The sequence below is a fragment of the Sphaerisporangium melleum genome, assembly GCF_014646695.1.
Lineage (GTDB): Bacteria > Actinomycetota > Actinomycetes > Streptosporangiales > Streptosporangiaceae > Sphaerisporangium > Sphaerisporangium melleum.
On the sequence record NZ_BMNT01000007.1, the window covers coordinates 49,413 to 72,109 of the forward strand.

General features: G+C 72.6%; 18 protein-coding genes. 7 read left to right on the plus strand and 11 right to left on the minus strand.

Annotated features, from left to right (window positions below):
- Positions 1–164 precede the first annotated feature (164 nt).
- The 6 genes from IEY93_RS07775 to xylA form a co-directional block, all read right to left on the minus strand.
- Positions 165–527, minus strand: a complete 363-nt coding sequence (locus IEY93_RS07775; RefSeq protein ID WP_189162296.1) for a DUF742 domain-containing protein — start codon at positions 525–527, stop codon at positions 165–167.
- Positions 527–922 carry a roadblock/LC7 domain-containing protein gene (locus IEY93_RS07780; RefSeq protein ID WP_189162297.1) on the minus strand — a complete coding sequence of 132 codons (396 nt, stop codon included), beginning with the start codon at positions 920–922 and terminating at the stop codon, positions 527–529. Before IEY93_RS07780 ends, IEY93_RS07775 begins: the two co-directional genes overlap by 1 nt.
- A 2-nt stretch (positions 923–924) precedes the next feature.
- Entirely contained in the window at positions 925–3,651 is a 2,727-nt protein-coding gene (locus IEY93_RS07785) for a sensor histidine kinase (RefSeq protein WP_229690979.1), read from the minus strand.
- Between the two features lie 178 nt (positions 3,652–3,829).
- The gene (locus IEY93_RS07790) at positions 3,830–4,675 is read right to left on the minus strand and encodes a hypothetical protein (protein ID WP_189162299.1); all 846 of its coding nucleotides are present in this window, start codon (positions 4,673–4,675) and stop codon (positions 3,830–3,832) included.
- A 280-nt stretch (positions 4,676–4,955) separates the two neighbouring features.
- On the minus strand, positions 4,956–6,329 hold the full coding sequence (xylB, locus tag IEY93_RS07795) for a xylulokinase (protein ID WP_189162300.1): 1,374 nt from the start codon (positions 6,327–6,329) through the stop codon (positions 4,956–4,958).
- Positions 6,326–7,477, minus strand: a complete 1,152-nt coding sequence (xylA, locus tag IEY93_RS07800; RefSeq protein ID WP_189162301.1) for a xylose isomerase — start codon at positions 7,475–7,477, stop codon at positions 6,326–6,328. Before xylA ends, xylB begins: the two co-directional genes overlap by 4 nt.
- Positions 7,478–7,621: 144 nt before the next feature.
- Here xylA and IEY93_RS07805 point away from each other — a divergent pair, with 144 nt between their 5' ends.
- The 3 genes from IEY93_RS07805 to IEY93_RS07815 all read left to right on the plus strand — a co-directional run bounded on the left by IEY93_RS07805 (position 7,622) and on the right by IEY93_RS07815 (position 10,733).
- Complete coding sequence (locus tag IEY93_RS07805) at positions 7,622–8,788, plus strand: ROK family transcriptional regulator (RefSeq protein ID WP_189162302.1); 1,167 nt, start codon at positions 7,622–7,624, stop codon at positions 8,786–8,788.
- A gap of 124 nt (positions 8,789–8,912) precedes the next feature.
- Positions 8,913–9,428, plus strand: coding sequence for a VOC family protein (locus IEY93_RS07810; RefSeq protein WP_189162303.1), 516 nt, complete (start codon positions 8,913–8,915; stop codon positions 9,426–9,428).
- Positions 9,429–9,941: 513 nt separating this feature from the next.
- The gene (locus IEY93_RS07815; RefSeq protein WP_229690958.1) at positions 9,942–10,733 is read left to right on the plus strand and encodes a putative protein N(5)-glutamine methyltransferase; all 792 of its coding nucleotides are present in this window, start codon (positions 9,942–9,944) and stop codon (positions 10,731–10,733) included.
- A 52-nt stretch (positions 10,734–10,785) separates the two neighbouring features.
- Here the strand turns inward: IEY93_RS07815 and IEY93_RS07820 are convergent, their stop codons facing one another.
- Positions 10,786–11,454, minus strand: a complete 669-nt coding sequence (locus tag IEY93_RS07820; protein ID WP_189162422.1) for a response regulator — start codon at positions 11,452–11,454, stop codon at positions 10,786–10,788.
- Positions 11,455–11,468: 14 nt separating this feature from the next.
- Positions 11,469–12,857: a sensor histidine kinase gene (locus IEY93_RS07825; RefSeq protein ID WP_189162305.1), complete on the minus strand. Its 1,389-nt coding sequence runs from the start codon at positions 12,855–12,857 to the stop codon at positions 11,469–11,471.
- A gap of 364 nt (positions 12,858–13,221) precedes the next feature.
- On the opposite strand from IEY93_RS07825, the gene IEY93_RS07830 reads away from it, so the two are divergent.
- Complete coding sequence (locus IEY93_RS07830; protein ID WP_189162306.1) at positions 13,222–14,166, plus strand: hypothetical protein; 945 nt, start codon at positions 13,222–13,224, stop codon at positions 14,164–14,166.
- Between the two features lie 150 nt (positions 14,167–14,316).
- Positions 14,317–15,324, plus strand: a complete 1,008-nt coding sequence (locus IEY93_RS07835) for a glycerophosphodiester phosphodiesterase (RefSeq protein ID WP_229690959.1) — start codon at positions 14,317–14,319, stop codon at positions 15,322–15,324.
- Positions 15,325–15,339: 15 nt separating this feature from the next.
- Here IEY93_RS07835 and IEY93_RS07840 read toward each other — a convergent pair whose 3' ends face one another.
- Positions 15,340–15,951 (minus strand): dihydrofolate reductase family protein, encoded by a 612-nt coding sequence (locus IEY93_RS07840; protein ID WP_189162307.1) that lies wholly within the window; start codon positions 15,949–15,951, stop codon positions 15,340–15,342.
- 281 nt (positions 15,952–16,232) lie between these two features.
- Here IEY93_RS07840 and IEY93_RS07845 point away from each other — a divergent pair, with 281 nt between their 5' ends.
- Positions 16,233–16,688, plus strand: coding sequence for a GNAT family N-acetyltransferase (locus tag IEY93_RS07845; RefSeq protein WP_189162308.1), 456 nt, complete (start codon positions 16,233–16,235; stop codon positions 16,686–16,688).
- 121 nt (positions 16,689–16,809) lie between these two features.
- Here the strand turns inward: IEY93_RS07845 and IEY93_RS07850 are convergent, their stop codons facing one another.
- Positions 16,810–18,414, minus strand: a complete 1,605-nt coding sequence (locus IEY93_RS07850; RefSeq protein ID WP_189162309.1) for an alpha/beta fold hydrolase — start codon at positions 18,412–18,414, stop codon at positions 16,810–16,812.
- A 929-nt stretch (positions 18,415–19,343) separates the two neighbouring features.
- Here IEY93_RS07850 and IEY93_RS07855 point away from each other — a divergent pair.
- Complete coding sequence (locus IEY93_RS07855; protein ID WP_189162310.1) at positions 19,344–20,645, plus strand: CE1 family esterase; 1,302 nt, start codon at positions 19,344–19,346, stop codon at positions 20,643–20,645.
- 58 nt (positions 20,646–20,703) lie between these two features.
- Here IEY93_RS07855 and IEY93_RS07860 read toward each other — a convergent pair whose 3' ends face one another.
- Positions 20,704–22,281, minus strand: coding sequence for a M28 family metallopeptidase (locus IEY93_RS07860; RefSeq protein WP_189162311.1), 1,578 nt, complete (start codon positions 22,279–22,281; stop codon positions 20,704–20,706).
- Positions 22,282–22,697 lie beyond the last annotated feature (416 nt).

Below are 22,697 nucleotides of genomic sequence, written 5' to 3' on the forward strand. Positions count from 1 at the left end.
GAGATCGGGACTCCTCCGGGAGTCCCGCCGGGGGTCTCGCCGCCGAAGCGTCATCCGCGGCTCCGGTTCGCCGGCCGAGCCGCCACTTCTCAGGCCCGCAGGTGTGCGTACGGCGCGCGACCGTGCACCGTGCCCGTTGATCGGGCCTTGCGCCTCCGGTACGGCTAGAGGGCCTGGAGGCCCTTGATGACCTCCTGGAGGATGGCGACCTTGGGGTTCTGCGCGGCGGGGTCCGGGGGGTGGACGCGGGCGAGGCCGCGGATCACCAGGTCGTGCAGGAGCAGGCGGATCACGCCGAGGGGCAGGTCGAGATCGGCGGCGACCTCGACCAGCGGGCGCGGGGTATGGCCGAGGGCCAGCAGGTGGTGGTGCTCGGGGCCCAGCTCGCCGGGGTCGTGCACGGGCACGCCGGTCGCCTCGAGGTGGGCCAGCATGTCGTACACCGTGGCCGGCGGCGGGGTCCTGCCCTTGGCGAGTGCGTAGGGCCGCACCACCGGCCCATCGTCGATCACCTCGGGCTCGTCCATCACACAGCGCCTCTCGGCTGCGTGGCGAGGTGGCGGCCGACGCCCGCGACCAGGCGGGCCATCTCGTAGGCGACGACTCCCGCGTCCGCCTGCATCGTGCTCAGGACGGCCAGGCAGCTCCCGTTGCCGGCCGAGGTCACGAACAGCAGCGCCGACTCCATCTCCACGATGGTCTGCCGCACGGCGCCGCCGTCGAAGCGCATGCCGACACCTTTGGCCAGGCTCTGGAACCCGGCCGCGACCGCGGACAGGTGTTCGGCGTCCTCGCGTTCCAGGCTGCTCGACGCGGCCACCCGCAGGCCGTCGTTGGACAGGATGATCGCATGCCGCACGTCGGTCACGCGGGCCACGAAGTCGTCGAGGAGCCAGTGCAGCTCGGCCGATCCTGCCGACATCGTCACACCTCCTCACCATCTCGTTCGTTGTCGGCCAGACCGCGCCGCCAGCCCGACCGCAGGGTGTTGAGCAGCGCTCTGGACTGCTCGGGGGACCGCTCGCCGGCAGTGGCGGCCGGGCCGGAAGCCGGGGCCGCGTCGGGGGCCGGGATTCCCCCAGCCATCCCGGCGGATTGGGCGGACGTCTGTTCCTCGCCGCCCTTGCCATTGGCGGGGGTGTCGGGCCGCGCGCCGTGCCCCGGTTCCCGCTGCCCATCGGCCGGCCGGAGCTGCGGCGCCAGGCTCGCCTGCCGCACCCGCCGGGGCAGCGCGCCCTTCCCGGGACCGGACGGGGCGGGCGACGTGCCACCGGAGGCCGGTCTGGGCGGGTGGGCGGACGGAACCGCGGGGGGCGGGGCCCCGGGAGGCAGGGCGGTAGCTGGCGGGGCCGCGGGGGACGCCGCGGCCGGGCCGGTGCCCTGGCGGGCGGCGGGGCCGCGGGAAGAGTCGGCAGGGGTGGCGGACGGCCCGGCCGGGTCGCCGGCGGAACGCGCCGGCCGGTCATGGGGGCGCGGCACGGCGTGCTCGGCACCGGCCGGATCGGCGGGCGCTTCGACCGGATCCGCCACGGAGTCGCTCGGATCACCGAAGGGCCCGGCCGGGCCGGTGAAGGAGCCGTTTGGGCCGGTAGCGGGACCGGCCGGGCGGGTGAAGGAGCCGGTGGAGTCGCTCACGGAGCCGGCAGGAGGCGCGGTGGGGCCGGTCGCGGGGCCCGCGTGGGGCGCGAACGCGGCGGGCGGCGGGCTCGCGGGGGGCTCGTCGAAGAAGTTCCTGGACCGGCCGGTCGGCAGGATCACCGTACGCGCGGGCGGCGGGGTCGGGCGGGCCGGATTGGCGACCGGGCGCTCGGGCATGGCGACCAGCCGGTCCGGGAGCAGCACGATCGCGGTGGTCCCCCCGTACGGCGAGGCGCGCAACTCGACGCGGATGTCGTGCCGGGCGGCGAGCCGGCCGATGACGTACAGGCCGAGGCGCTTGGTGTCGGCGGGGTCGAACTCCGGGGGCCGCGACAGCTTGGTGTTCAGCGCGTCGCGTTCCTCTGTGGACAGGCCGAGCCCGCGATCCTCGATCTCGACGGCGAAGCCGTGCGCGACGAATTCGCCGTGCACCGAGACCTCGGTGGCCGGCGGAGAGAAGGCGGTGGCGTTCTCGATCAGCTCGGCGCACAGGTGGATGACGTCGGCGACCGCGTTGCCGACGATCAGCGCCTCGGGCATGGGGTGGACGCGGACCCGTGTGTAGTCCTCGACCTCGCCGACGGCCGCCCGCAGCGCGTCCATCACCGGCACCTCCTTGCGGAAGGTGCGCCCGGGCGCGGCGCCGGACAGGATGACCAGGCCCTCGGCGTTGCGCCGCATGCGGGTCGTCAGGTGGTCCACGCGGAACAGGTCGCGCAGCGTCTCGGGGTCGTCCACCTGCCGCTGCATGCCGTCCAGCAGTTTGAGCTGACGCTGGAGCAGCGACTGGCTGCGCCGGGCGAGGTTGCGGAACGCCTCGCCGACCGCGTCGCGCAACCGCGCCTCGTCCACGGCGGCCCGTACGGCGGTGCACTGGACGCTGCCGAACGCCGATGCGACGTCGCGCACCTCGCTGGTGGTGGCGGTGACGGCGAGCGGCGGCGCCTCGGTGCTCACATCGACGTTCTCGCCGTCGCGCAGCCGCCGCACGATGCCTGGCAGCCGGACGTCGGCCAGCTCCGCCGCGGCGGCGCGCAGGTCACCGAGTTCGCGGGTCAGCCTGCGCCCCACCCGCAGGGCGACCAGCAGCGAGGCGACGACCGCGATGAGCCCGAGCGCGCCGGCGAGCCCGGCCCGGACGAACGTGCCGACGGCCACCGGCCGGGCGCTCGCGGCCAGCGCGTCGCCGGCGCGGGTGAGCGTGGCCTGGTAGGCGTTCTCCACCCGGTCGGTGACCGAGCGCCACACCTTGTGGGAGAAGGTCCGGCCGGCGCCCACGATGATGTCGCTCTCCATCGCCGACAGGCGCCGGTAGTCCTCCGAGCGGGCCAGCGCGGCGAAGGGCGCGCGGACCTCGGGGTCCAGCTCGGCCATGCCCCGGTCGAACAGGAAGCGCCGGGTCGTGGCCAGCGCGGCGAAGGTGCGCAGCTCACCGGGGTTGAGCGGGCGGCGGGCGATCGTGGCGCCGGCGGCGAGCGCGCGCTGGCGCGACAGGTAGTCCTTGGCGTAGCCCATCGCGGTGAGGCTCTGCGACCGGTGGTAGAGCGCCAGGTCGCCGGTCACCGTCATGCTGACGACGAGTTTCTGCATCGCGTCGGGCACCTGGCCGAAGTCCCGGCTCAGCGTGACCAGGTCCATGGCACCGGTGTCCACGGCCGCGCGGGTCGCGTCCAGCCGTTCGATCGTCGCCATCAGTTCGGAGAACCTGGCGCGCATCTCCGGCGTGGAGAGCCCGGCCTGCGCCGACTCGGTCAGCGCGACACGGCGCATGTGCTGGCGGAGCAGGTCGACCTGCTGGCGCTGGCGCAGCAGCTCGGTCTGGGTGCGCTCGGACGGCGCGCCGAGGTACTCGGCGGAGAGCAGGTGCTCACGCTGCAGGGCGACGGAGAGCTGGTCGCCGGGATGGCCGATCTCCTCGTAGAGGGAGGAGACGGTGAGCAGGTTCAGCGAGTCGCGCGTGGTGACGCTGATCCCGAGGATCCACAGTGCGGTCAGCGAGAGGAGCGGGATCACGAGCAACGCGGCGATTTTGAATCGGATGGACCTGCTCGATGCCATGGCACCTCGTCGATTGGCGGGATGCCGTCAGGGACCGGCAGCCGAAGGCGAAGATCGGCGCTGACACTAGCATTGTGGCGGCTGTTTTTCTTGATGCTTCTGTGATATTTCGCGAATTACCCCGTTTCGCGGTTTATCGTCGACTTAACACCGGAGTGGTGTTTCGTGCGCCAGTTGCGGCGTTCTCCATGGTCACGGCCATGGCCATGATCGCGGTAATGGGTGTCCGGCCCGGCTGGACCTGACCGGCCCGCCGTCCCGCCTCCCCCCGTTCCGGCGCTCCTTCCGCGCTCGCCTGGACGTTCACCTGCGCGATTCCGCGGGCGCTCACCGCCGGTGCCGGTAGGAGTACCGGCGCCTGTGCCGTTCGGCCGGTCAGGAGGGAAAGCCGCATGAGTTGCCCGGCGGAAACGCCGAGTACGGCCACCTCGATACCGAGAAGGGACCATTCCACCAGGCCGATCATCACCTGGTGACCGGGAAGGGCGATGTACGTCAGCACCGCGAGCCCGCCGCCCGCGCCGAGCGCCAGCCATTCCGTCGGCCGGGCCGCCGCAGCCCAGCGCGCGTCCTCGCCGAACCGCCGGGCCAGCAGCGCCGCGGCGACGGCCATGCAGACCAGCGCGACCGCCACCAGGACATCGGCCGCCTGCGGATAGGGCACCACGGCCGCGCCGAGCAGGGCCAGGGCCCACGTGAGCATCAGCCGCTCCGGCCAGCCCGCGATCGGCGCCCGCGCCGAGCGCATGCCGGCCAGCAGCCCCAGCGAGGCCAGGCCCAGCAGCGCCGCCGACAGCTCGGTGGCGCCCCGGTCGAGCGCTGCGGCCTGACCGATGGTCATGCCGAAGGAGCCGGAGGAAGCATCGATCCGGCCGGCCGCCACGGTGAGCGCGGCGGCGATCACACCGCCTCCGGCGGCCAGGGGGTAAAGCCTTCGCAGCATGCCTTCAGACTGTCCGGAAACGCCGCTCTCGAACATCCGGTGCCACCCCTGAACGAGCCCTGATGCGATCTTCGGGGTTCTCAGGGTCGTCCAGGGACCCGCCGCCGCGGCGTGGGTCGCCACACGGCAGCGGTGACGCCGTCCGCGGCCACCCGGAACGAGAACGGCCGGCCCGGTGTCACCGGGCCGGCCGGGAGTGTCCGCCCGCCGGGGCGCGTACGCGGCGCGCGGGCATCCGCGTGTCCCGCACGCCCGGCGTACGTTTCGCACGCCGGGCGCGGGACCTGCCGGCCCGGCCCTGCTCGCCGGGGCCGGGTCAGACGGTGGCCGCGGCCTCCGCGTAGCGGGCCCGCACGTCCGGGGCCGGGTCGGCCTCGTAACGCCGCGGCTCGCCCGCCTGCCAGCTCGGCGGCTCGGCGGTTCCGCCGAGCAGCCAGGCCGCCTGGCGCGCCGCCCCGTCGGCGACGTACTCGCCCGGCTCGGGCACCAGCACCGGACGCCCGAACACGGTGGGCGCGATCGCGCGTACGGCCTGCGAGCGCGCGCCGCCGCCGATCAGCAGGATGCGCTCGGGCTCGACGCCGAGCGCGTCCAGCCCGTCGGCGAGGCCGCAGAGCATGCCCTCGACGGCGGCCCGCGCGAAGTGCGCCGGGGTGGAGTTGGCCAGCCGCAGCCCGTGGACCGAACCGGTGGCGTCCGGCTTGTTCGGGGTGCGCTCGCCCTCCAGGTACGGCACCAGCACGAGCCCGTCCGCGCCGGGCGGGGCCTGCAGGGCGAGCTCGCCCAGCTCGTCCAGGCCGACGCCGAGCATGCGGGCCGCCGCGTCCAGCACCCGGGCGGCGTTCAGCGTGCACACCAGGGGCAGGAAGCGTCCGGTCGCGTCGGCGAAACCGGCCACGGCCCCGGACGGGTCGTGGCTGGCCTCGCCCGCGCAGGCGAAGACCGTGCCGGACGTGCCGATCGACACCACCACGTCGCCGGGCCGCAGCCCGACCCCGAGCGCGGCGGCCATGTTGTCGCCGGTTCCCGGGGCGAGCAGCACGTCGCCCGCGCGTCCCGCCTCGGCCGTGGGCCCCAGCACGCGCGGCACCACCGGAGTGTGCCCCATCGCCAGCTTCAGCAGGTCGGGACGGTAGGAGCCGGTGCCGGGCGACCAGTAGCCGGTGCCGGAGGCGTCACCGCGGTCGGTGGTGATCGCGTTGATGCCCGGGGCGCCGGCCAGCCGCCAGGTGAGCCAGTCGTGCGGCAGGCACACCGCCGCCGTACGGGCGGCGTTGTCCGGCTCGTGCTCGGCCAGCCACCGCAGCTTGGTCACGGTGAACGAGGCGACCGGGACGCTGCCGACGGCCTCGGCCCACGCACGCGGCCCGCCCAGCTCGGTCACGAGCTCCTCGGCGGCGCGGGCGGAGCGGGTGTCGTTCCACAGCAACGCGTCCCGGACGACCCCGCCCTGCTCGTCCAGGCAGACCATGCCGTGCTGCTGCGCGCCGACGGCGAGCGCCGCCACGTCGGACAGGCCGCCCGCCTGCTCGACCGCCCGCTGCAGGGCGTCCCACCAGTGACCCGGATCGATCTCGGTACCGTCCGGATGCGAGGCCCGGCCCTCACGGACCAGGGCCCCGCTCTCCGCGTCGCGGATGACGACCTTGCAGCTCTGCGTCGAAGAGTCGACTCCCGCGACGAGGGTCATCCCCGTACTCCCAGAAGGTGCTCGATGGAGAGCTGGTTGAGGCGGGTGAAGTGGAAGCCGCGCTCGGCCGCCTCGTCGATGTCGAAGTCGTCCTTGGCCAGGTCCTCGTAGGTCTCACCGGGGGCCAGGGTCGGCTGGGCCAGCTCGGTGACCCGGGAGGCGGCCAGGGCCTCCTGCACCTCGGGGTCGGCGCGGAAGGCCTTGGACTTCTCCTTCAGGATCAGGTAGGTGCGCATGTTGGCGGCGGCCGACGCCCAGACGTCCTCGGCGTCCTCGGTGCGCAGCGGCTTGTAGTCGAAGTGGCGCGGGCCCTCGTAGCCGCCGTTCTCCAGCAGGTCCACCAGGAAGAACGCGCTCTTCAGGTCACCGTGGCCGAAGATCAGGTCCTGGTCGTAGCGCGGGCCGTGCTGGCCGTTCAGGTCGATGTGGAAGAGCTTGCCGTGCCAGAGCGCCTGGGCGATGCCGTGCACGAAGTTCAGCCCGGCCATCTGCTCGTGGCCCACCTCGGGGTTGAGGCCGACCATCTCCGGGTGCTCCAGCTCGCCGATCAGCGCGAGCGCGTGACCGATGGTCGGCAGCAGGATGTCGCCGCGCGGCTCGTTCGGCTTGGGCTCCAGCGCGAACCGGATGTCGTACCCCTTGTCCAGGACGTAGCCGCACAGGATGTCCATGGACTCCTTGTAGCGGGCGAGCGCGGCCTGGACGTCCTTGGCGGCGTCGGACTCGGCGCCCTCGCGGCCGCCCCAGCAGACGTAGGTCTGCGCGCCCAGCTCGGCGGCGAGGTCGACGTTGCGCATGACCTTGCGCAGCGCGTACCGGCGGACGTCGCGGTCGTTGCTGGTGAAGCCGCCGTCCTTGAAGACGGGGTGGGTGAACAGGTTGGTGGTGGCCATGGGAACCTTGAGGCCGGTCTCGCTGAGCGCCTTCTTGAAGTTCTGAACGGCCTTGTCGCGGTCCGGTTCGGTGGCGAGGAGGTCGTCGTCGTGGAAGGTCACGCCGTAGGCGCCGAGCTCGGCGAGACGGTGGACGCTCGTCACCGGGTCGAGCGGCGCGCGGCTGGCGTCACCGAACGGGTCACGGGCCTGCCATCCGACCGTCCACAGGCCGAACGTGAACTTGTCTTCCTTCTTCGGTGTGTACGCGTCCACGAAGTCTCTCCCGATTTAGTCTATGTTGTGGACTAAATACTCTGCCGGTAGGCGGTCCAGGTCAAGAGGGAGCGCGGCCCCATTTCACCGGACGGTGCCGCACACTGTGATCGGATCATCGGAGCACGATCGGAGAAACCGCCGATGACACACGCCGTACGGCACGACGCGATGCGGGCGGGGAACCTCGCCGTGGTCCTCGGCGCACTCGACCGCCGGGGCCCGCTGACCCGCGCGGCGCTCGCCGAGGCCACGGGCCTGTCCAAGACCACGGTGTCCAAGCTGGTCGGCGACCTCATCGAAGCCGGCATGGCCGTCGAACGCGGCACGGTCGGGGACGGCGAGCGCGGCCGTCCCGGCATGGCCGTCGGGCTGAGCGGGCACCGGGTGGCCGCCCTGGGCCTGGAGATCAACGTCGACTACCTGGCCGGCTGCGTCGTGGACCTCAGCCGGACCGTGCGCCTGCTGCGCACCCAGGCCACCGGCAACCGGTCCGGCGCCCCGGCCGAGGTGATCGGACGGCTGCGCACACTGGCCGAGACCCTGCTCGCCGAGGCCGCCGGCCTCGGACTGTCGGTCGCCGGTTGCATCGTCGCCCTGCCCGGCCCGGTCGACCAGGCGACCGGCAACATCCACCGCGCGCCCAACCTCGGCTGGCGGGACGTCGAGGTGCCCGGCCTGCTGGAACTGCCGCTGCCCGTGCTCGCGGACAACGAGGCCAACCTCGCCGCCCTGGGCGAGCTGTGGTTCGGCAGCGGCGCGGCGCTCGGCGACTTCCTGCACGTCTCGGGCGAGATCGGCATCGGCGCGGGCCTGGTCGTGGAAGGGGCGCTGTTCCGGGGCGCCCACGGGTACGCGGGCGAACTGGGCCACGTCGTCGTGTCCCCGGACGGGCCACAGTGCCGGTGCGGCGCCACCGGCTGCCTCGAACGGTACGCCGGGCAGGACGCGCTGCTCACGCCGGAGGAGAACATGACCGGGCTGGTGGCGCGGCTGCACGCGGGGGACGCGACGGCGCTGGCCGCGTGCGAGAAGGCCGGGACGGCGCTCGGCGTCGCGCTCAGCAGCGCGGTCAACCTGTTCGACCCGGACACCATCGTGCTCGGCGGCATCTTCGCGCCGCTGTTCCCGTGGGTGTCCGGCCCGGCGGAGGCCACGCTGCACCGGCGGCTCGGCCAGATGCGGGCCCGGGTCCCCGCCGTGGTGGTGTCGCAGGTAGGCGCAGACGGCGCCTCGCTGGGCGCCGCGGGCCAGGTGATCCAGCGCATCATCGCCGACCCCGGAGCCTTCCTCCTCGCCCCGCAACGCTGACACTCCCTCTTCGTACCACCGGCGCAGGGGATTGATCCCTCACCAGTTCTTTGCGGTGAGGATTATTGAGCTGTCAAATAACCTGCTGTATGATCGGTTGAGAGTTCGACCCCTAGGAGTCGTCATGCCGGTCCACCGTCTCAACCACGCCGTCCTCTACGTCCGCGACGTCGAGCGCAGTGTCGCGTTCTACCAGGAGGTCCTCGGCTTCCGGGTCGTCATGGGCATGCCCGGCGCCGCCTTCCTGCAGGCGCCCGCGTCCAGCAACGACCACGACCTCGGCCTGTTCCAGATCGGCCCGCAGGCCGGCCCGTCGGGCGCCGGACGGTCCACGGTCGGGCTCTACCACCTGGCGTGGGAGGTGGAGACCCTCGACGACCTGGCGGAGATCGCCACCCGGCTGCGCGACCACGACGCCCTGGTGGGCGCGTCCGACCACTCGACCACCAAGGCCCTGTACGCCAAGGACCCCGACGGCATCGAGTTCGAGGTCTCCTGGCTGGTGCCCGCCGCTCTGCTCACCGAGGAGACGATCGCCGGACGCACGAAGATCAAGCCGCTGGACATCGAGCGCGAGAAGCAGCGCTACGGCGGCGACACCCGCGGCGGCGTCGGCGTCTCCGTCCCCGCCGCCCACTGATCCCGCGCCCCTGGCCGCCCCAGGACAAGCCTTCGCGGCCGGCGGACCCAGGACGAATCCCGGCCGGCTCGACCGGACTCCGCACCGACCACGACGAACGCCCACCGGCCGACTCTGCGCCAGACGCGGGGCCGGCGCGGCGGAACGAGGGCCGGCCGGGAGAGCGAAGACGGCATGAGGCATATAGTGGGTGCCGTCTTCCACAACGGACGGACCTTGAGCTCTGAGGAGGTGAGCCCCATTACCGCTGTACCAGGTTGGGTGCTCCCTGCTCGCGGCCGTGTGGTCCGCGCGGCGTAGGTGACCGGGGGTGCCCACGAAGCACCCCGAAAGGTTCACATGTCGGTTCCACCTTCGCCCCGCCCCACCACCCCCGCCTCCCCCCGCACCGGCCCGGAATCGGCCGGTTCCCGCGACGCGCGGCCACCGGCCGAAGCGGCCGTTCCTCAGCCGACGCCGGCCCGCCACGAGCCGGACAACGGCATACCGGCCGACCCGGACACATTCGCGACCGTGACCGACCGGCTGCGGGCGGCCGGATGCGTCTTCGCCGAGGACGAGGCACTGCTGCTCGTCACCGCGGCCGCCACTCCCGCGGCCCTGTGGGCCATGGTGGACCAGCGGGTCGCGGGCCTGCCCCTGGAGCACGTCGTCGGCTGGGCCGAGTTCGGCGGCCTGCGGGTGTCGGTGGACCCCGGCGTCTTCGTCCCCCGGCGGCGCACCGAGTTCCTCGTCGAGCAGGCCACGGCCCTGACCCGCCGGGGCGCGGTCATCCTCGACCTGTGCTGCGGCACCGGCGCGCTGGGCGCCGCTCTGGCCGTGGCCGTGGCGGACGCCGAGCTCCACGCGGCCGACATCGACCCGCCGGCGGTGGCCTGCGCCCGCCGTAACCTCGCCGCCATCGCCGCCTCCGCCGGCCTTTCTCTGCGCAGCGGCGCGAACCAGGTGTACGAAGGGGACCTGTACGAACCCCTGCCGTCCCACCTGCGCGGCCGGGTGGAGGTGCTGCTGGCCAACGTGCCGTACGTGCCGACCGGAGAGATCGAGTTGCTGCCCGTGGAGGCCCGGCTGTACGAGGCCCGCACGGCGCTCGACGGGGGCGCGGACGGGCTGGAGGTGCTGCGACGGGTCGCCGCCGGGGCACCGGACTGGCTGGCGCCCGGCGGGCATCTGCTGTTCGAGACGAGCGAACGCCAGGTGCCGCACGCGGTGGAAACGGTGGAGCGCGCAGGCCTGGCCGCGCGGGTGGCGACGTCCGAGGACTACTGGGCCACCGTCGTCATCGCCACCTCACACCGCCCCTGACCCGGACCTCGCCGACCCACTGCCCCCTCCCCGATCCGAAGCCGCGGCAGGGTCAGCGGGTTCCTGGCTCGATCAGGCCGGTCTCGTAGGCCAGGATCACCGCGTGGATCCGGTCGCGGAGGTACAGCTTGGCCAGGATGTTGCTCACGTGGGTCTTCACCGTCTGCTCGCCGATCACCAGATCGGCGGCGATCTCGGCGTTCGACCGTCCCCTGGCCATGAGGTGCAGCACCTCACGCTCCCGCGCGGTCAGCGCAGCCAGGCCGGCGGGAGCGGTCTGCGCGGGACGCGGGCGGCGGGCGAACTCGCCGATCAGCCTTCTGGTGACCGACGGGGCGAGCAGCGCCTCACCGGACGCGACCACCCGCACGGCGTTGACCAGGTCGTCGCGGCGCAGATCCTTGAGCAGGAACCCGCTGGCCCCGGCGCGCAACGCCTCGTACACGTAGTCGTCCAGGTCGAAGGTGGTCAGCATCAGCACCTTGACCGGGGACGTCACACCCGGCCCGGCGAGGCGGCGGGTCGCTTCGAGCCCGTCCATGCGCGGCATCCGGACGTCCATGAGCACCACGTCGGGACGCAGGCGCCGGGCCGCGTCCACGGCCTGGGCGCCGTCGGCGGCCTCGGCGACCACCTCGATGTCCGGCTGCGCGGAAAGGATCATCTGGAACCCGGCCCGCACCAGCTCCTGGTCGTCCGCCACCACGACCCTGATGCTCATCCCGTCCCGGCCGGTCATCCGGCACCACCGGTGGGCAGTCGTGCCGTCACCGCGAACCCTCCGCCCGGGCACGGTCCGGCGGTGAGCTCGCCGCCGAACAGCTGCGCTCTTTCCCGCATGCCGGCCAGGCCGTGCCCCCGTGGACCGGCCTGGCCGGCCGTCGTGTCCCCCGTGCCGGCGCCCGCCTCGACGGCGGACCGGCCGCCGAGGACGGCGCCCGCGTCTCCGGCACCGTTGCTGACCTCGAGGCGCAGGTCGCGCTCGTCATAGCGGACCCGCACCAGCACCTGCGCCGGGCCGGCGTGCTTGAGCACATTGGTCAGCGCCTCCTGGACGATCCGGTAGGCCGACAGGCCGACCCCGGGCGGCAACCGGACCGGATCGCCCTCCACCTCCAGCAGCACCGGAAGGCCGGCCCGGCGCACCTGCTCGACCAGCTCGGGCAGCTCCGCCATGCCCGGCTGCGGCGCGAGGGCCGGCCGGGCGCCACCGGCCCCACCCTCGAACCCGGCACCGCTCGCGCCGCCGACACCGTCGCCGGACCCGGCACCGTACGCACCACCGGCACCGATGCCGGACCCGTCACCAGAACCGCTGCCCGGCCCGCCGCCGGGCCCCTCGCCGCCGGTCTCCTCGCGGAGGACGCCCAGCAGGCGGCGCATCTCCACCAGCGCCTGGCGGCCGATGCCGGCGATGGTGTCGAACGTGCGCGTCACCGCCGGGGCGTTCCCGCCCGCCACCACCGGCCCCGCCTCGGCCTGCACCACCATCATGCTGACGTGGTGGGCGACCACGTCGTGCAGTTCACGGGCGATGCGAGCCCGTTCGGCCGCCACCGCGCGCCGCGCCTCGAACTCCCGCTCCCGCGCCAGCCAGGTGGCGCGCGCCTCCAGCTCGGCGGTGTACGCGCGGCGGATGCGGGCGCTGTCGCCGAACACCCACGCGCCCGCCAGCGAGAGCCCGCCGAACGACAGGTCCAGCAGGTCGCTGTCGCTGGCCGGGTCGAGGGCGATGATGACGAAGCAGGCGCACGAGACCACGCCGACCAGCACTGACCTGCGGCGGTCCTCGCACCAGGCCGCCATGCTGTACAGGGCGACCAGGCCGCCGAACGCCACCGGTGTGACCAGGTCGGGCAGCGGCGTGGCGCCGTACACGCCGGCCGCGGCGCCCACCCCCAGGTTCGCCCAGAACGGCCGGCGACGGCGCCAGGCCAACGGCAGGTTGATGAGCAGCACCAGCGCCACCGCGGCCGGGCCGGGCGGCGGCAGGTGCTCGGCCCGGGCGCGCAGGACGAGCGCGAGGAGCGACACGGCGGCGAGCACTCCACCGAGCACCGCGTCCACGGCCGTGGGATGCTCCCTGGCCCAGGTCACCAGGCTCGGCGTCCGGCGGGTTCCCATGCCGCCAAGTATCCGTTCCGGCCCCCGCCCGGCGCCTCCCCCGTAGGAGGGATCAGCGGGCCGTGCCTCCCCGCCGATGGGGGAGCCGCGATTTGGCGAGCGCGGGGGATCCGGGCGCGCGGGGCCGCCGCCTACGGTCCTGATATCGCCGTCGTCCGCACGGCGCCCCCATCACCACCTGGCCCGGTCGCCGGCGACGCCTCCGCCCGAGCCGTCAGGCCGGCAGCACTCGGTACGCGGCACTCCTTCGGCACGTGCCCAGGGCTCCGCTCGTCCACGAGGCCGGCTCATCGCATCCTGCAGGGAGGCTCCCATGCTCGGTAAGACGCCCTGGTCCGGTCCATCCCTCGTTCCGGTACCGCCGGTGCCGGCAGGTCACGCTCACGCCCTGCGGGCGGGCGCGTTCATCGCCTCGGTCCGCGCGGCCTGGGGGGATGTGCCCGGCTACCGGCGGCTCGCCTACCTCACGGGCGCGCTGCTGGTCGTGGCCGGGCTGGTACAGGCCGCCATCTGGGCGGTGACCGGCGGCTCGGCGTCCGGGCCGCTGTCCTGGCGCAAGCCGGTGACCTTCGGCCTGTCCTTCGGCATGACGACCGCCACGCTGGCCGCGGTCGCCGCGCATCTGCCGGTACGGCGGTGGCTCGGCCTGCCGCTGTCGGTCCTGCTGTGCGGCTCGACGACGCTGGAGGTCGCCTGGGTGACGCTGCAGCACGCGCGAGGAGTCCCCTCGCACTTCAACGGGACGACGCCCTTCGACGAGACGCTGTGGCTGACGGCGGCCGTCTCGATCGGGGTGACCAACCTCGTCCTGCTCACCATGACCGTGGCCGCCTTCGCCCGGACTCAGGCACCCGCCCCGATGAGGTGGGCGATCAGGGCGGGCCTGGTGGCGCTGCTGGTCGCGCAACTGGTGGGTGCCTGGATGATCGTGCACGGCAACGCGCTGGTCGACGCGGGCGCCGACCCGTTCACCCGGTCGATGAGCACGTACGGCGTCGCCGGGGCGATGAAGGCCGCCCACGCGGTTCCCATGCACGCCATCCAGGTGTTCGTCGTGCTCGCCTGGCTGCTGGCGCGTACGGGGCTGCCGCGCCGCCGCCAGGTGGCCCTGGTCCTGACGGGGGTCGCCGGCTACGCGGGCCTGTTCGTGATCGTGCTGCTCCGCACGGCGGCCGGGCTCGCGCCGTTCGACCTCGATGCCGGCGCCCTGCTGTACCTGCTCCCGGCCGGGCTGCTCGCCGCCGCCGCCCTCCCGGCCCTGACTCGCGCCGCCCGGCCCGCTACAGGAAGGGTCGGCCGGGTGATGTAGAGCTCCGGGCGAGAACGGGCGCACCTTTTGTCCGGTTAGCAGGTGAATGTCACTTGACCGGCATCGGCCGGTTTCCCAGAAATCAACGGAGAGTCGCGAGGGTCTGTCAAGTTCGGGGGCGAAGGTCGCCGAACAAGCCCGAGGAGACCCATGTCACGACGACTCGGCCTGCCCACGACCACCCTCACCGCCCTCGTCATGGCCGCCGTCACCACGACGGCGGCCTCGCCCTCTGCCGCCTCGTCCGCACATCAGGCATCGCATGCGTCCGCCACCCTGGCCGATGCCTCGTCCGCGTACGCGCTCTCGTCCCGTCCCAGCTCCTTCTCCCCCGCCGTGGACTCGCCGGTCGGCATAGTGGCGCGGCCGTCCTCGGCGGCCGAGCAGGTGATCAATGTGGCGCACCGCGGGGCCTCGGCGAACGCGCCGGAGAACACCGTCGCCGCGTTCCAGCGGGCCCGCACGGAGCAGGCCGACATGTTCGAGCTGGACGTCCAGGAGACGCGGGACCACAAGCTGGTGCTGATGCACGACACCACCCTGAGCCGCACCACGGACGCCGAGCGGGTCTTCCCCGGCAGTGCGCCCTGGCGGGTGGGCGACTTCACCCTCGCCGAGATCCGCAGGCTGGACGCCGGCGCGTGGTTCTCCTCGCGGTACCGCAACGAGCCGGTGCCCACGCTGGGTGAGGCGCTGCGCGCGCTGGAGGGGAGCGGCCTCGGCCTGCTGCTGGAGATCAAGGCGCCCGAGCTGTACCCGGGCATCGAGGCGCGGGTGGCCGCCGAGCTGCGACGCCATCCGTCCTGGCTCGCCGCCGGCCGGCTGGTCGTGCAGTCCTTCGACTGGGGGTCGATGCGCACCTTCCACCAGATCATGCCGCGCGTTCCGATCGGCCTGCTCGGCACGCCGGCGGCCGGCGAACTCCCCGCCCTGGCGCGGTTCGCCGACCTGATCAACCCGCCGTACGGCGAGCTCACCGCGTCCTACGTCGGCCGCGTGCACAAGCTCGGCATGCGGGTGTACACCTGGACCGTCGACGACCCGCAGACCATGCGCCGCCTGATCTCCGAGCGGGTCGACGGCATCATCACCAACAAGCCCGGCGTGCTGCGCGCACTCACCCGCGCCGCCGCCTCGGCCGCGGGCGGGCGCGGGTGAGCCCGGTAGGGGCGCTCATGCCTCCTGCGCCACCCGCTCGTCGTGCCCCGCCGCGCCCTCGCCCTGCTCGGTGCGCTCGAAGCGGAGCAGCACCGTGCGCCCGTCGAGGGTGCGTGCCTCGGCCAGCCTGATCGGCAGGCGCTCGGTCCCTTCGGGGAACAGTCGCTTCCCGCCGCCGAGGACGACCGGGTGGACGACGATGTGGTACTCGTCGATCAGGCCCAGCGCGCCGAGTGAGGCCCCGAGGCCGGCGCCGCCGGTGATCAGCAGGTCGCCGCCCGGCTGCCGCTTGAGCGCCGTGACCTCCTCGGCGAGGTCGTCTCCGATCACCCGGGCGTCCCACTCGGCCGTCTTCAACGTCCGGGAGAACACGATCTTGGGGGTCTCCCGCCACAGGGGGGCGAACGCCAGGTCGTGCTCGTCGTCGGACGTCGACTCCGCCTGCGGCCAGTAGGAGGACATCATCTCCCACACCACCCGTCCGTACAGGAAGGCGCCGGCGCGGCGGGCGAGGTCGAGCGAGTAGTCGGACCACTCGGGCCCGAGGACCGGCCAGTCGAACTCGCCGTTCGGCCCGGCGATGCAGCCGTCGAGCGAGGTGTGAACGTAGTGAATGATCTTGCGCATGACGTGCTCCTTCTGAGCTGCCTTCCGGTGCTTCCACCCGTTGGTCGGAGCCGCACGCGCCTTCTCGACATCCCCCGCGAACTTCTTTCAAGATTTTTTACGACGCCGCGCCCACCGGCCTGGGCCACGCGCCGGGTGCGTCAACGTGGCGGTGGGACCCGCCGTCCGGTGCACGATCTGGAAAGATTGAGCCGGTTCGGCGAGTGACCGCGCGACACGGACGAGGGCCGGCGCGCGTTCCTCTTCCGCCGACGACCCGGGCCTACTGGAAGGGGAGCGATGTGAAGATCGTCGTGGACGACCTGTCCGGTGCCGAGATCGCGGAGTTCCTCGAGGCGCACCTCAGGGACATGCGGGCGATCACTCCGCCGGAGAGCGTGCACGCGCTCGACCTCGACCGGCTCCGCAGGCCCGAGATCACCTTCTGGTCCGTGCTGGACGGTACGACGCTGGTGGGGTGCGGCGCGCTGAAGCGGCTGGAGCCGGGCCACGCCGAGGTGAAGTCGATGCGCACCGCGCCGGAGCGCAAGCGGAGCGGCATCGCGTCCCTGCTGCTGCGGCACATCCTCGACGAGGCCGGGCAGATGGGCTACACCCGGCTCAGCCTGGAGACCGGCTCCACCGAGTTCTTCCTGCCCGCCCGCCGGCTGTACGAGAAGCACGGCTTCGACTACTGCGAGCCGTTCGCCGACTACCGCCTCGATCCGCACAGCGTCTACATGACCCGCACGCTCTGAACCCTCCGGTCACCGGCGGGCACGGTGGCCGCTCTGCGCCAGAGGTATGGCGTAGAGCGGCGGCGCCCATGTCCTCGTACCGGACATGGGCGCCGTGCTCGTTGACCTGCGCCGTCGAGGCTCAGCCGGACGTTCCGGCAGGCACCGGCCGCGGGAGCGCGGGCGGAACCGCGACCGGAGCGGCCCAGGGAAGCCGGTCCGTCGGCCACATCTCGGGCTGCCGCTTCGTCCTGGTCTCGACCCTGCCGCCCACGGGGCAGCGGAAGCCGTGCGGGGGCATGACCAGCGAGATCAGGTAGTCGTCGATGGGCACGGTGCTGCACTCGTCCTTGCCGTAGATGCGGTGCCCCCAGCCCTCGTAGGTGAGCAGCGCCGCCTTGGGACCGAGTTGGCGGGCGACGTTGGTGGTCCAGGCGTACGGCGTGGACGGATCGTGGATCGAGGTGCCGAGCAGCAGCGGAGCACTCCCGGTGTACCGCAGAGGGTGCTGCCGGTTGGTCGTGGGGTGGCCCAGGCAGACGGGGAGGTCCTCGATCGGCATGGGGTTCAGCCGCATGTCCGGAGCCATCCGGGCGGAGCTGCGCAGCAGCGCGGCGTACTCCTGGTAGTCGCGCACCCGCAGGTCGTAGTCCTCACACAGGATCACGGTCGGCAACTGGGCGACATCGCCGGTCACGGGTTGCCGGCCGGGCAGCGGCGGCAGCCACGACGGCGGTGGGCCGCCGTCCAGGGCGCGCAGTATCTCGCTCAGCAGTTGCCAGGCGGGTCCCTCGGTGCCCAGAATGCCCTGCCAGAGGACCTGCAGCTCGGTCATCGGACGATCGGTGACGCCCGGGTAGTACAGCGTGCCGCCGCGTGCCTTGGCCAGCAGCCGCTCCCACACCGCCCGGACGTCCTGCCCGTACAGCGCGCAGTCGGGCTCCTGCGCACACCAGCCGGCGAACTCGTCGAAGGAGTCCTCGACCCCTGCCGCCTCGGTGTCGAGGAACGCCCTGACGCCGAGGCTGTGGTCCATGTTGCTGTCCAGGGCCAGTGCCCGGATGCGGTCCGGGAACAGCTCGGCGTACATCTGGCCGATGAGCGTGCCGTAGGAGACCCCGTAATAGGTGAGTTTCCGCTCGCCGAGCGCGGCGCGGATCGCGTCCATGTCGCGGGCGACGTTCACCGAGTCGACGTGGTCGTACAGGGGTCCGGTACGGGCCCGGCAATCCTGGCGCAGCCGCTTGGCGTAGGCCGTCCACCGGTCGAAGTCGGCCTGGCTCGTCATGATCGCGTACGGCATCTCGTTGTACACCGACGCCGAGCAGATGACCGGGTGGCTGCGGCCGACTCCCCGCGGGTCGAACCCGACGATGTCGAACCGCCGCTGGATCTCCTCGGTGAAGAAGCCGGGCGCGCTGTAGGCGAACTCGACGCCCGATCCGCCCGGACCGCCCGGGTTGATGAGCAACGATCCGACGCGGGCGGCGGGGTCGGTGGCCCTGCGGCGGGCGAGGGCGAGGTCGATGGCCGGCCCGTACGGCCGGGACCAGTCGATGGGGACGGACAGCGTCCCGCACTCGGCTTCCGGCTCCTCCGCACAGGGCGTCCAGATGATCCGGCCCTTCGCGGCGCGCGCCGAGGGTTCGTCCTGCGTGGCCGCGCCGGCGGCCGTGGAGGTGGAAACAGGTAACAGCGCCGTCACCGCGAGGAAGACCGCGGTGAGCAGGGGGTACTTTCGTCGCACATTGCTCCGATCGTGGTCGGCCGGCCTTCCCCGCGGCACGCGGCCGACTTGATCGTCCCCGTCGACGGCACCGTGACCGGCGGCGGTGGTGAGCGACCACCGCGAGCAGGCCGAGCGCGATATCCAACCGAACTAACGCATTTCCTTGTACTCCCTACCACGAAATATGCCGACATGTCGGAAGACACGCGACGGGTAACCCAGAAAACCGGACGGACGGCGACATGGAGCCGGCTCCCGTCCAACCCACACCGGGCTCGGCAGGAGGAAAACCGCTCCTAAGTGCCCTGTGTCGAATGGCCGCAGAACATGTCAAGGCTCTGCTGACTCGATGCGGTTCTCCCTGTCGAACCGGCCCCTCCTCCAGTGAACGGCTCACAGAAAGGTAGGACGTATTCCCATTCGAATGCACAAGGTGGATCACCGGCGAAAGTTTCACCCGGCACATTTACCATGCTCACCTCCACTTCCCTGGTCAGGCACCGCCACTTCGGGTGGCGTGCGGCGGAGGGGAAGACCCGATCCTTGACAGGGCTGACGGTGTCAGATTGGCTCCGCTGCACCACCACCTTCAGTCGGCAGTGAGAGGAGCACAGAGCGCCCTTCGTCGGTGTGAGCGCTAACACCGACCACTCAGGCCAGCGGTGCCGAAAGGTAAGCCAGGCCCTCCAGGCCCGCCCGCCGCATTCTCCTGGTAAGCGCCACGCACACCGTCGCTCCACCATGTCCTGCGACGCCGAGCCGCACCGATTCCACCGTGCCCTCAACGGGCGGAATCGGGCGAGACGCCGTGCCGACGCCGGCCGAGCGTCCGTACAGCCCTGCCCACCCGCCGACAGGCATGAGCTGGACAGGCTGCCCGGCGCAGGAAGAACGACCGCTTCCCCGTCCGCATACGCCGATTCTCGAAAGGCACAGGGAGTTTCGAAATGGCGCGAAATACATCATTCTTCGCGGCCGCCGCGGCCGCGGTACTTCTCGTCCTGAGCACCGGCCACGCCGCGCTCAGCGACGCCCTCGGCTCGACCACGGCGGCCAAGAAGACCGTGGCCATGGCGGCGACCGCCGGTTGCGGCAAGGCCCCGACACTGACGAACGGCACCTACACCATCCAGAGCGGCGGCAAGAACCGCAGCTTCATCCTGCGGCTTCCGGACGGTTACGACCGCAACCGCCAGTACCGGTTGGTGTTCGGGTTCCACTGGTGGGGCGGGACGGCCACCGATGTCGCCACCGGCCAGACCGTGCAGCGGGACGTCTGGGCGTACTACGGGCTGCTGCGCCTGGCGAACAACAGCACGATCTTCGTCGCGCCGCAGGGCATCAGCAACGGCTGGGCCAACTCCGGCGGCGAGGACGTCACCTTCGTGGACGACATGCTCCGGCGGATCGAGGGAGACCTCTGCGTCGACACCTCGCAGCGCTTCTCCGTGGGATTCAGCTACGGCGGCGGCATGAGCTTCGCGCTCGCCTGCGCCCGGCCGAACGTCTTCCGCGCGGTCGCGGTCCAGTCCTCCCCGGGGACGCTCAGCGGGTGCAGCGGCGGCACGCAGCCCGTCGCGTACCTGGGAGTGCACGGCATCCGGGACAGCATCGCCAGTGGACGATCGCTGCGTGACAGGTTCGTCGCGAACAACGGCTGCACCCCGCAGAACGCGCCCGAACCGACGCAGGGCAGCCTGACCCACCGGGTCACCACCTACTCCGGGTGCCGGGCCGGGTACCCCGTCGTGTGGGCCGCCTTCGACGAGGGCCACATCGCCGCACCCCGCGACGGCGCCACCGGTGACAGCGGCTCCCTCACCTGGGTCCCCGGCGAGGTCTGGAAGTTCTTCACCCAGTTCTCGTCGTCCAACCCGTCCCCGTCCCCCTCGCCCTCTCCGTCCCCCTCCCCGTCGCCGTCCCCCTCTCCCTCCCCGTCACCGTCTCCCGTTCCGGGGGCGTGCTCGGCAACGATCGAGACGGTCAACAGCTGGGGCGGCGGGTTCCAGTCGACGGTCACCGTCCGCGCGGGAAGCTCGCCGGTCAACGGCTGGACCGTACGGTGGACCTGGCCGAGCGGGCAGACCATCAGCAGCCTGTGGAACGGCGTGTCCAGCGGTTCGGGCTCCAGCATGACCGTGCGCAACGAGTCCTACAACGGCTCGATCGCGGCGGGCGGCTCCACGACCTTCGGCTTCACCGCCAACGGCACCGCGGCCACCCCCACCGCGACCTGCACCAGCCCCTGACCGGGTGAGACGAGGGCATCCCGGCGCCGTCCGAGGGGGACAGCGCCGGGACGTCCCGCTATCGGGTGATCTTGACGTCGTCCACGCCCGCCTCGACCAGGCTGGCGGTGGAGGCGTCGGCCGCCTCGATCAGGATGCGGACCGTCTGGCCGGCGAAGGACGAGATGTCGGCCGTCGCGGTGGCCCAGGCGGCGTCACGGTCGGTGGCGGCGCCCGGTTGCTGCAGGACGGTGCTCGTGGTCGCGCCGACGACGCTGACCCGGAAGTAGTCGGCGCTGGAGCTGTTGCTGCCGTGCGCCAGATACCACGACAGGGACAGGCGCAGCGTGCCGGTGGGCAGCGTGATGGCGGGAGAACGCACGGACGTCACGCCGCCGTCCACGTCGTAGTCGCCCGCGGAGGCGCCGGCGAGCCTGCCGGTGACCAGATCGTTGCTGCCGCTCACCGTGGTGCCGAGTTGCTTGGCGCCGCTGCTGTCGGTGGCCTCGGGGTCACCACGTTCCCACAGCCCGGTGGTGGCGGTGTCGGTGCCGCTCGGATTCGTGGTCCAGCCGGTCGCGGTCTCGAAGGTGTCCGACCACACCGTCACGGGCGGGACGGCGGTCGCGATGGTCCACACCGCGTACGCCACGGCGTCGGCGTTGCGGTCGAGCGCGGTGTCGTTGATGTTGGCCGTGGTGTCGCAGGAGCGGTGGTAGCAGGAGTCGAACGCCTGACCTGCGGTGCCGCCCCACAGCGACGCCTGCGCGCTGCTCTTGGTGCCCTCGGCCCCGGTGAAGGTGCCACCGGCCGGGATCCCGACGCTGATGAACGGCCCGTAGTCGGAGCGGCCGTCGAAGTCCGTGCCCCGCGTCGGCACGCCGATCGAGGTGAAGTACTCCTGCAGCACCTGTTCGAGCTGCGCGGAACCGGACGGCCCAGGGCCCGAGCCGACGCCGTCGGAGTTGTCGCCGTCATAGATGAAGTAGCCGGCGTTCGGCGAGGCCACCATGTCGAAGTTCAGGTACCCCTTGATCCGCGAGCGGTCGGCGGCCGGCAGGTTGTTCACGTAGTACTGCGAACCGCGCAGACCCCCCTCCTCGGCGCCCCACCAGGCGAACCGCAGGTGCTTGGTCGGCTGCAGGCCCTGGCGGGCGACCAGCAGCGCGGTCTCCAGGATCGCGGCGCTGCCCGAGCCGTTGTCGTTGATGCCCGGCCCGGCGGTCACGCTGTCCAGGTGCGCGCCGACCATGAGGATGTCGTTGGAGTCGCCGCCCGGCCAGTCGGCGATGACGTTGTACCCGGTCGCGCTGTTGTAGGTGAACGACTGGAGCTGGGTGGTGAAGCCGGCGGCGTCAAGCAGCCCCTTCACATAGTTGGCCGAGGCCAGGTAGCCGGGCCTGCCGTGCGCCCGGTTGCCGCCGTTGGCGGTGGCGATCGACTGCAGCTGGGTGAGGTGCGCCTTGACGTTCGCCAGCGGCACGTCGGGCGCCGCGAGCGCGGCCGACGTGACCGGCAGGGCCGCGGGCACCGCGTACGGCGCGTGCGCGGGGACCGCGCCCGGTAAGACGCCGGGCGCCGCGAGCGCCGGGGCCGCCGGCGCCAGGGGTGCGGTCAGCACCAGGGCGGCGACCGCGGTGAGCAGGCGTAACTTCATCGAGATCCTCCGTGGGGGGTGAACAGAGGTGCCTTCGGTGCTTTCGGCGGGAGACGGCTCCGGTGGGAACCGCTCACCCGCCGTCCATGCGAGCCGGACCGGCACGAACGGTCGGTGCGCGATGGCCGGTCGCATGACGGCTGGGCCGGACCGCTCACGCGGCCGGTGGGCGATGGGACGCCGAGATCCGTACAGGAGTCCCGGCGGGGCGAGGGAATCGGAGCGAAAGGTGGTCCGGGAGTGTCTTTCGACCAGGCGGCCCGCGTGGGCGGGCGCGGACCCCGGCCGGTCCGGTCGGACCGGCCGGGGCACGGAAGCAGCGTGCGATGACCGGGGTCAGGGTCAGCGCGCGGCGTCCGGGGCGGTCTGGTGGACCTGGGCCGGCGGCGCCGCCGAGCGGACGGCGACCGCGGCGG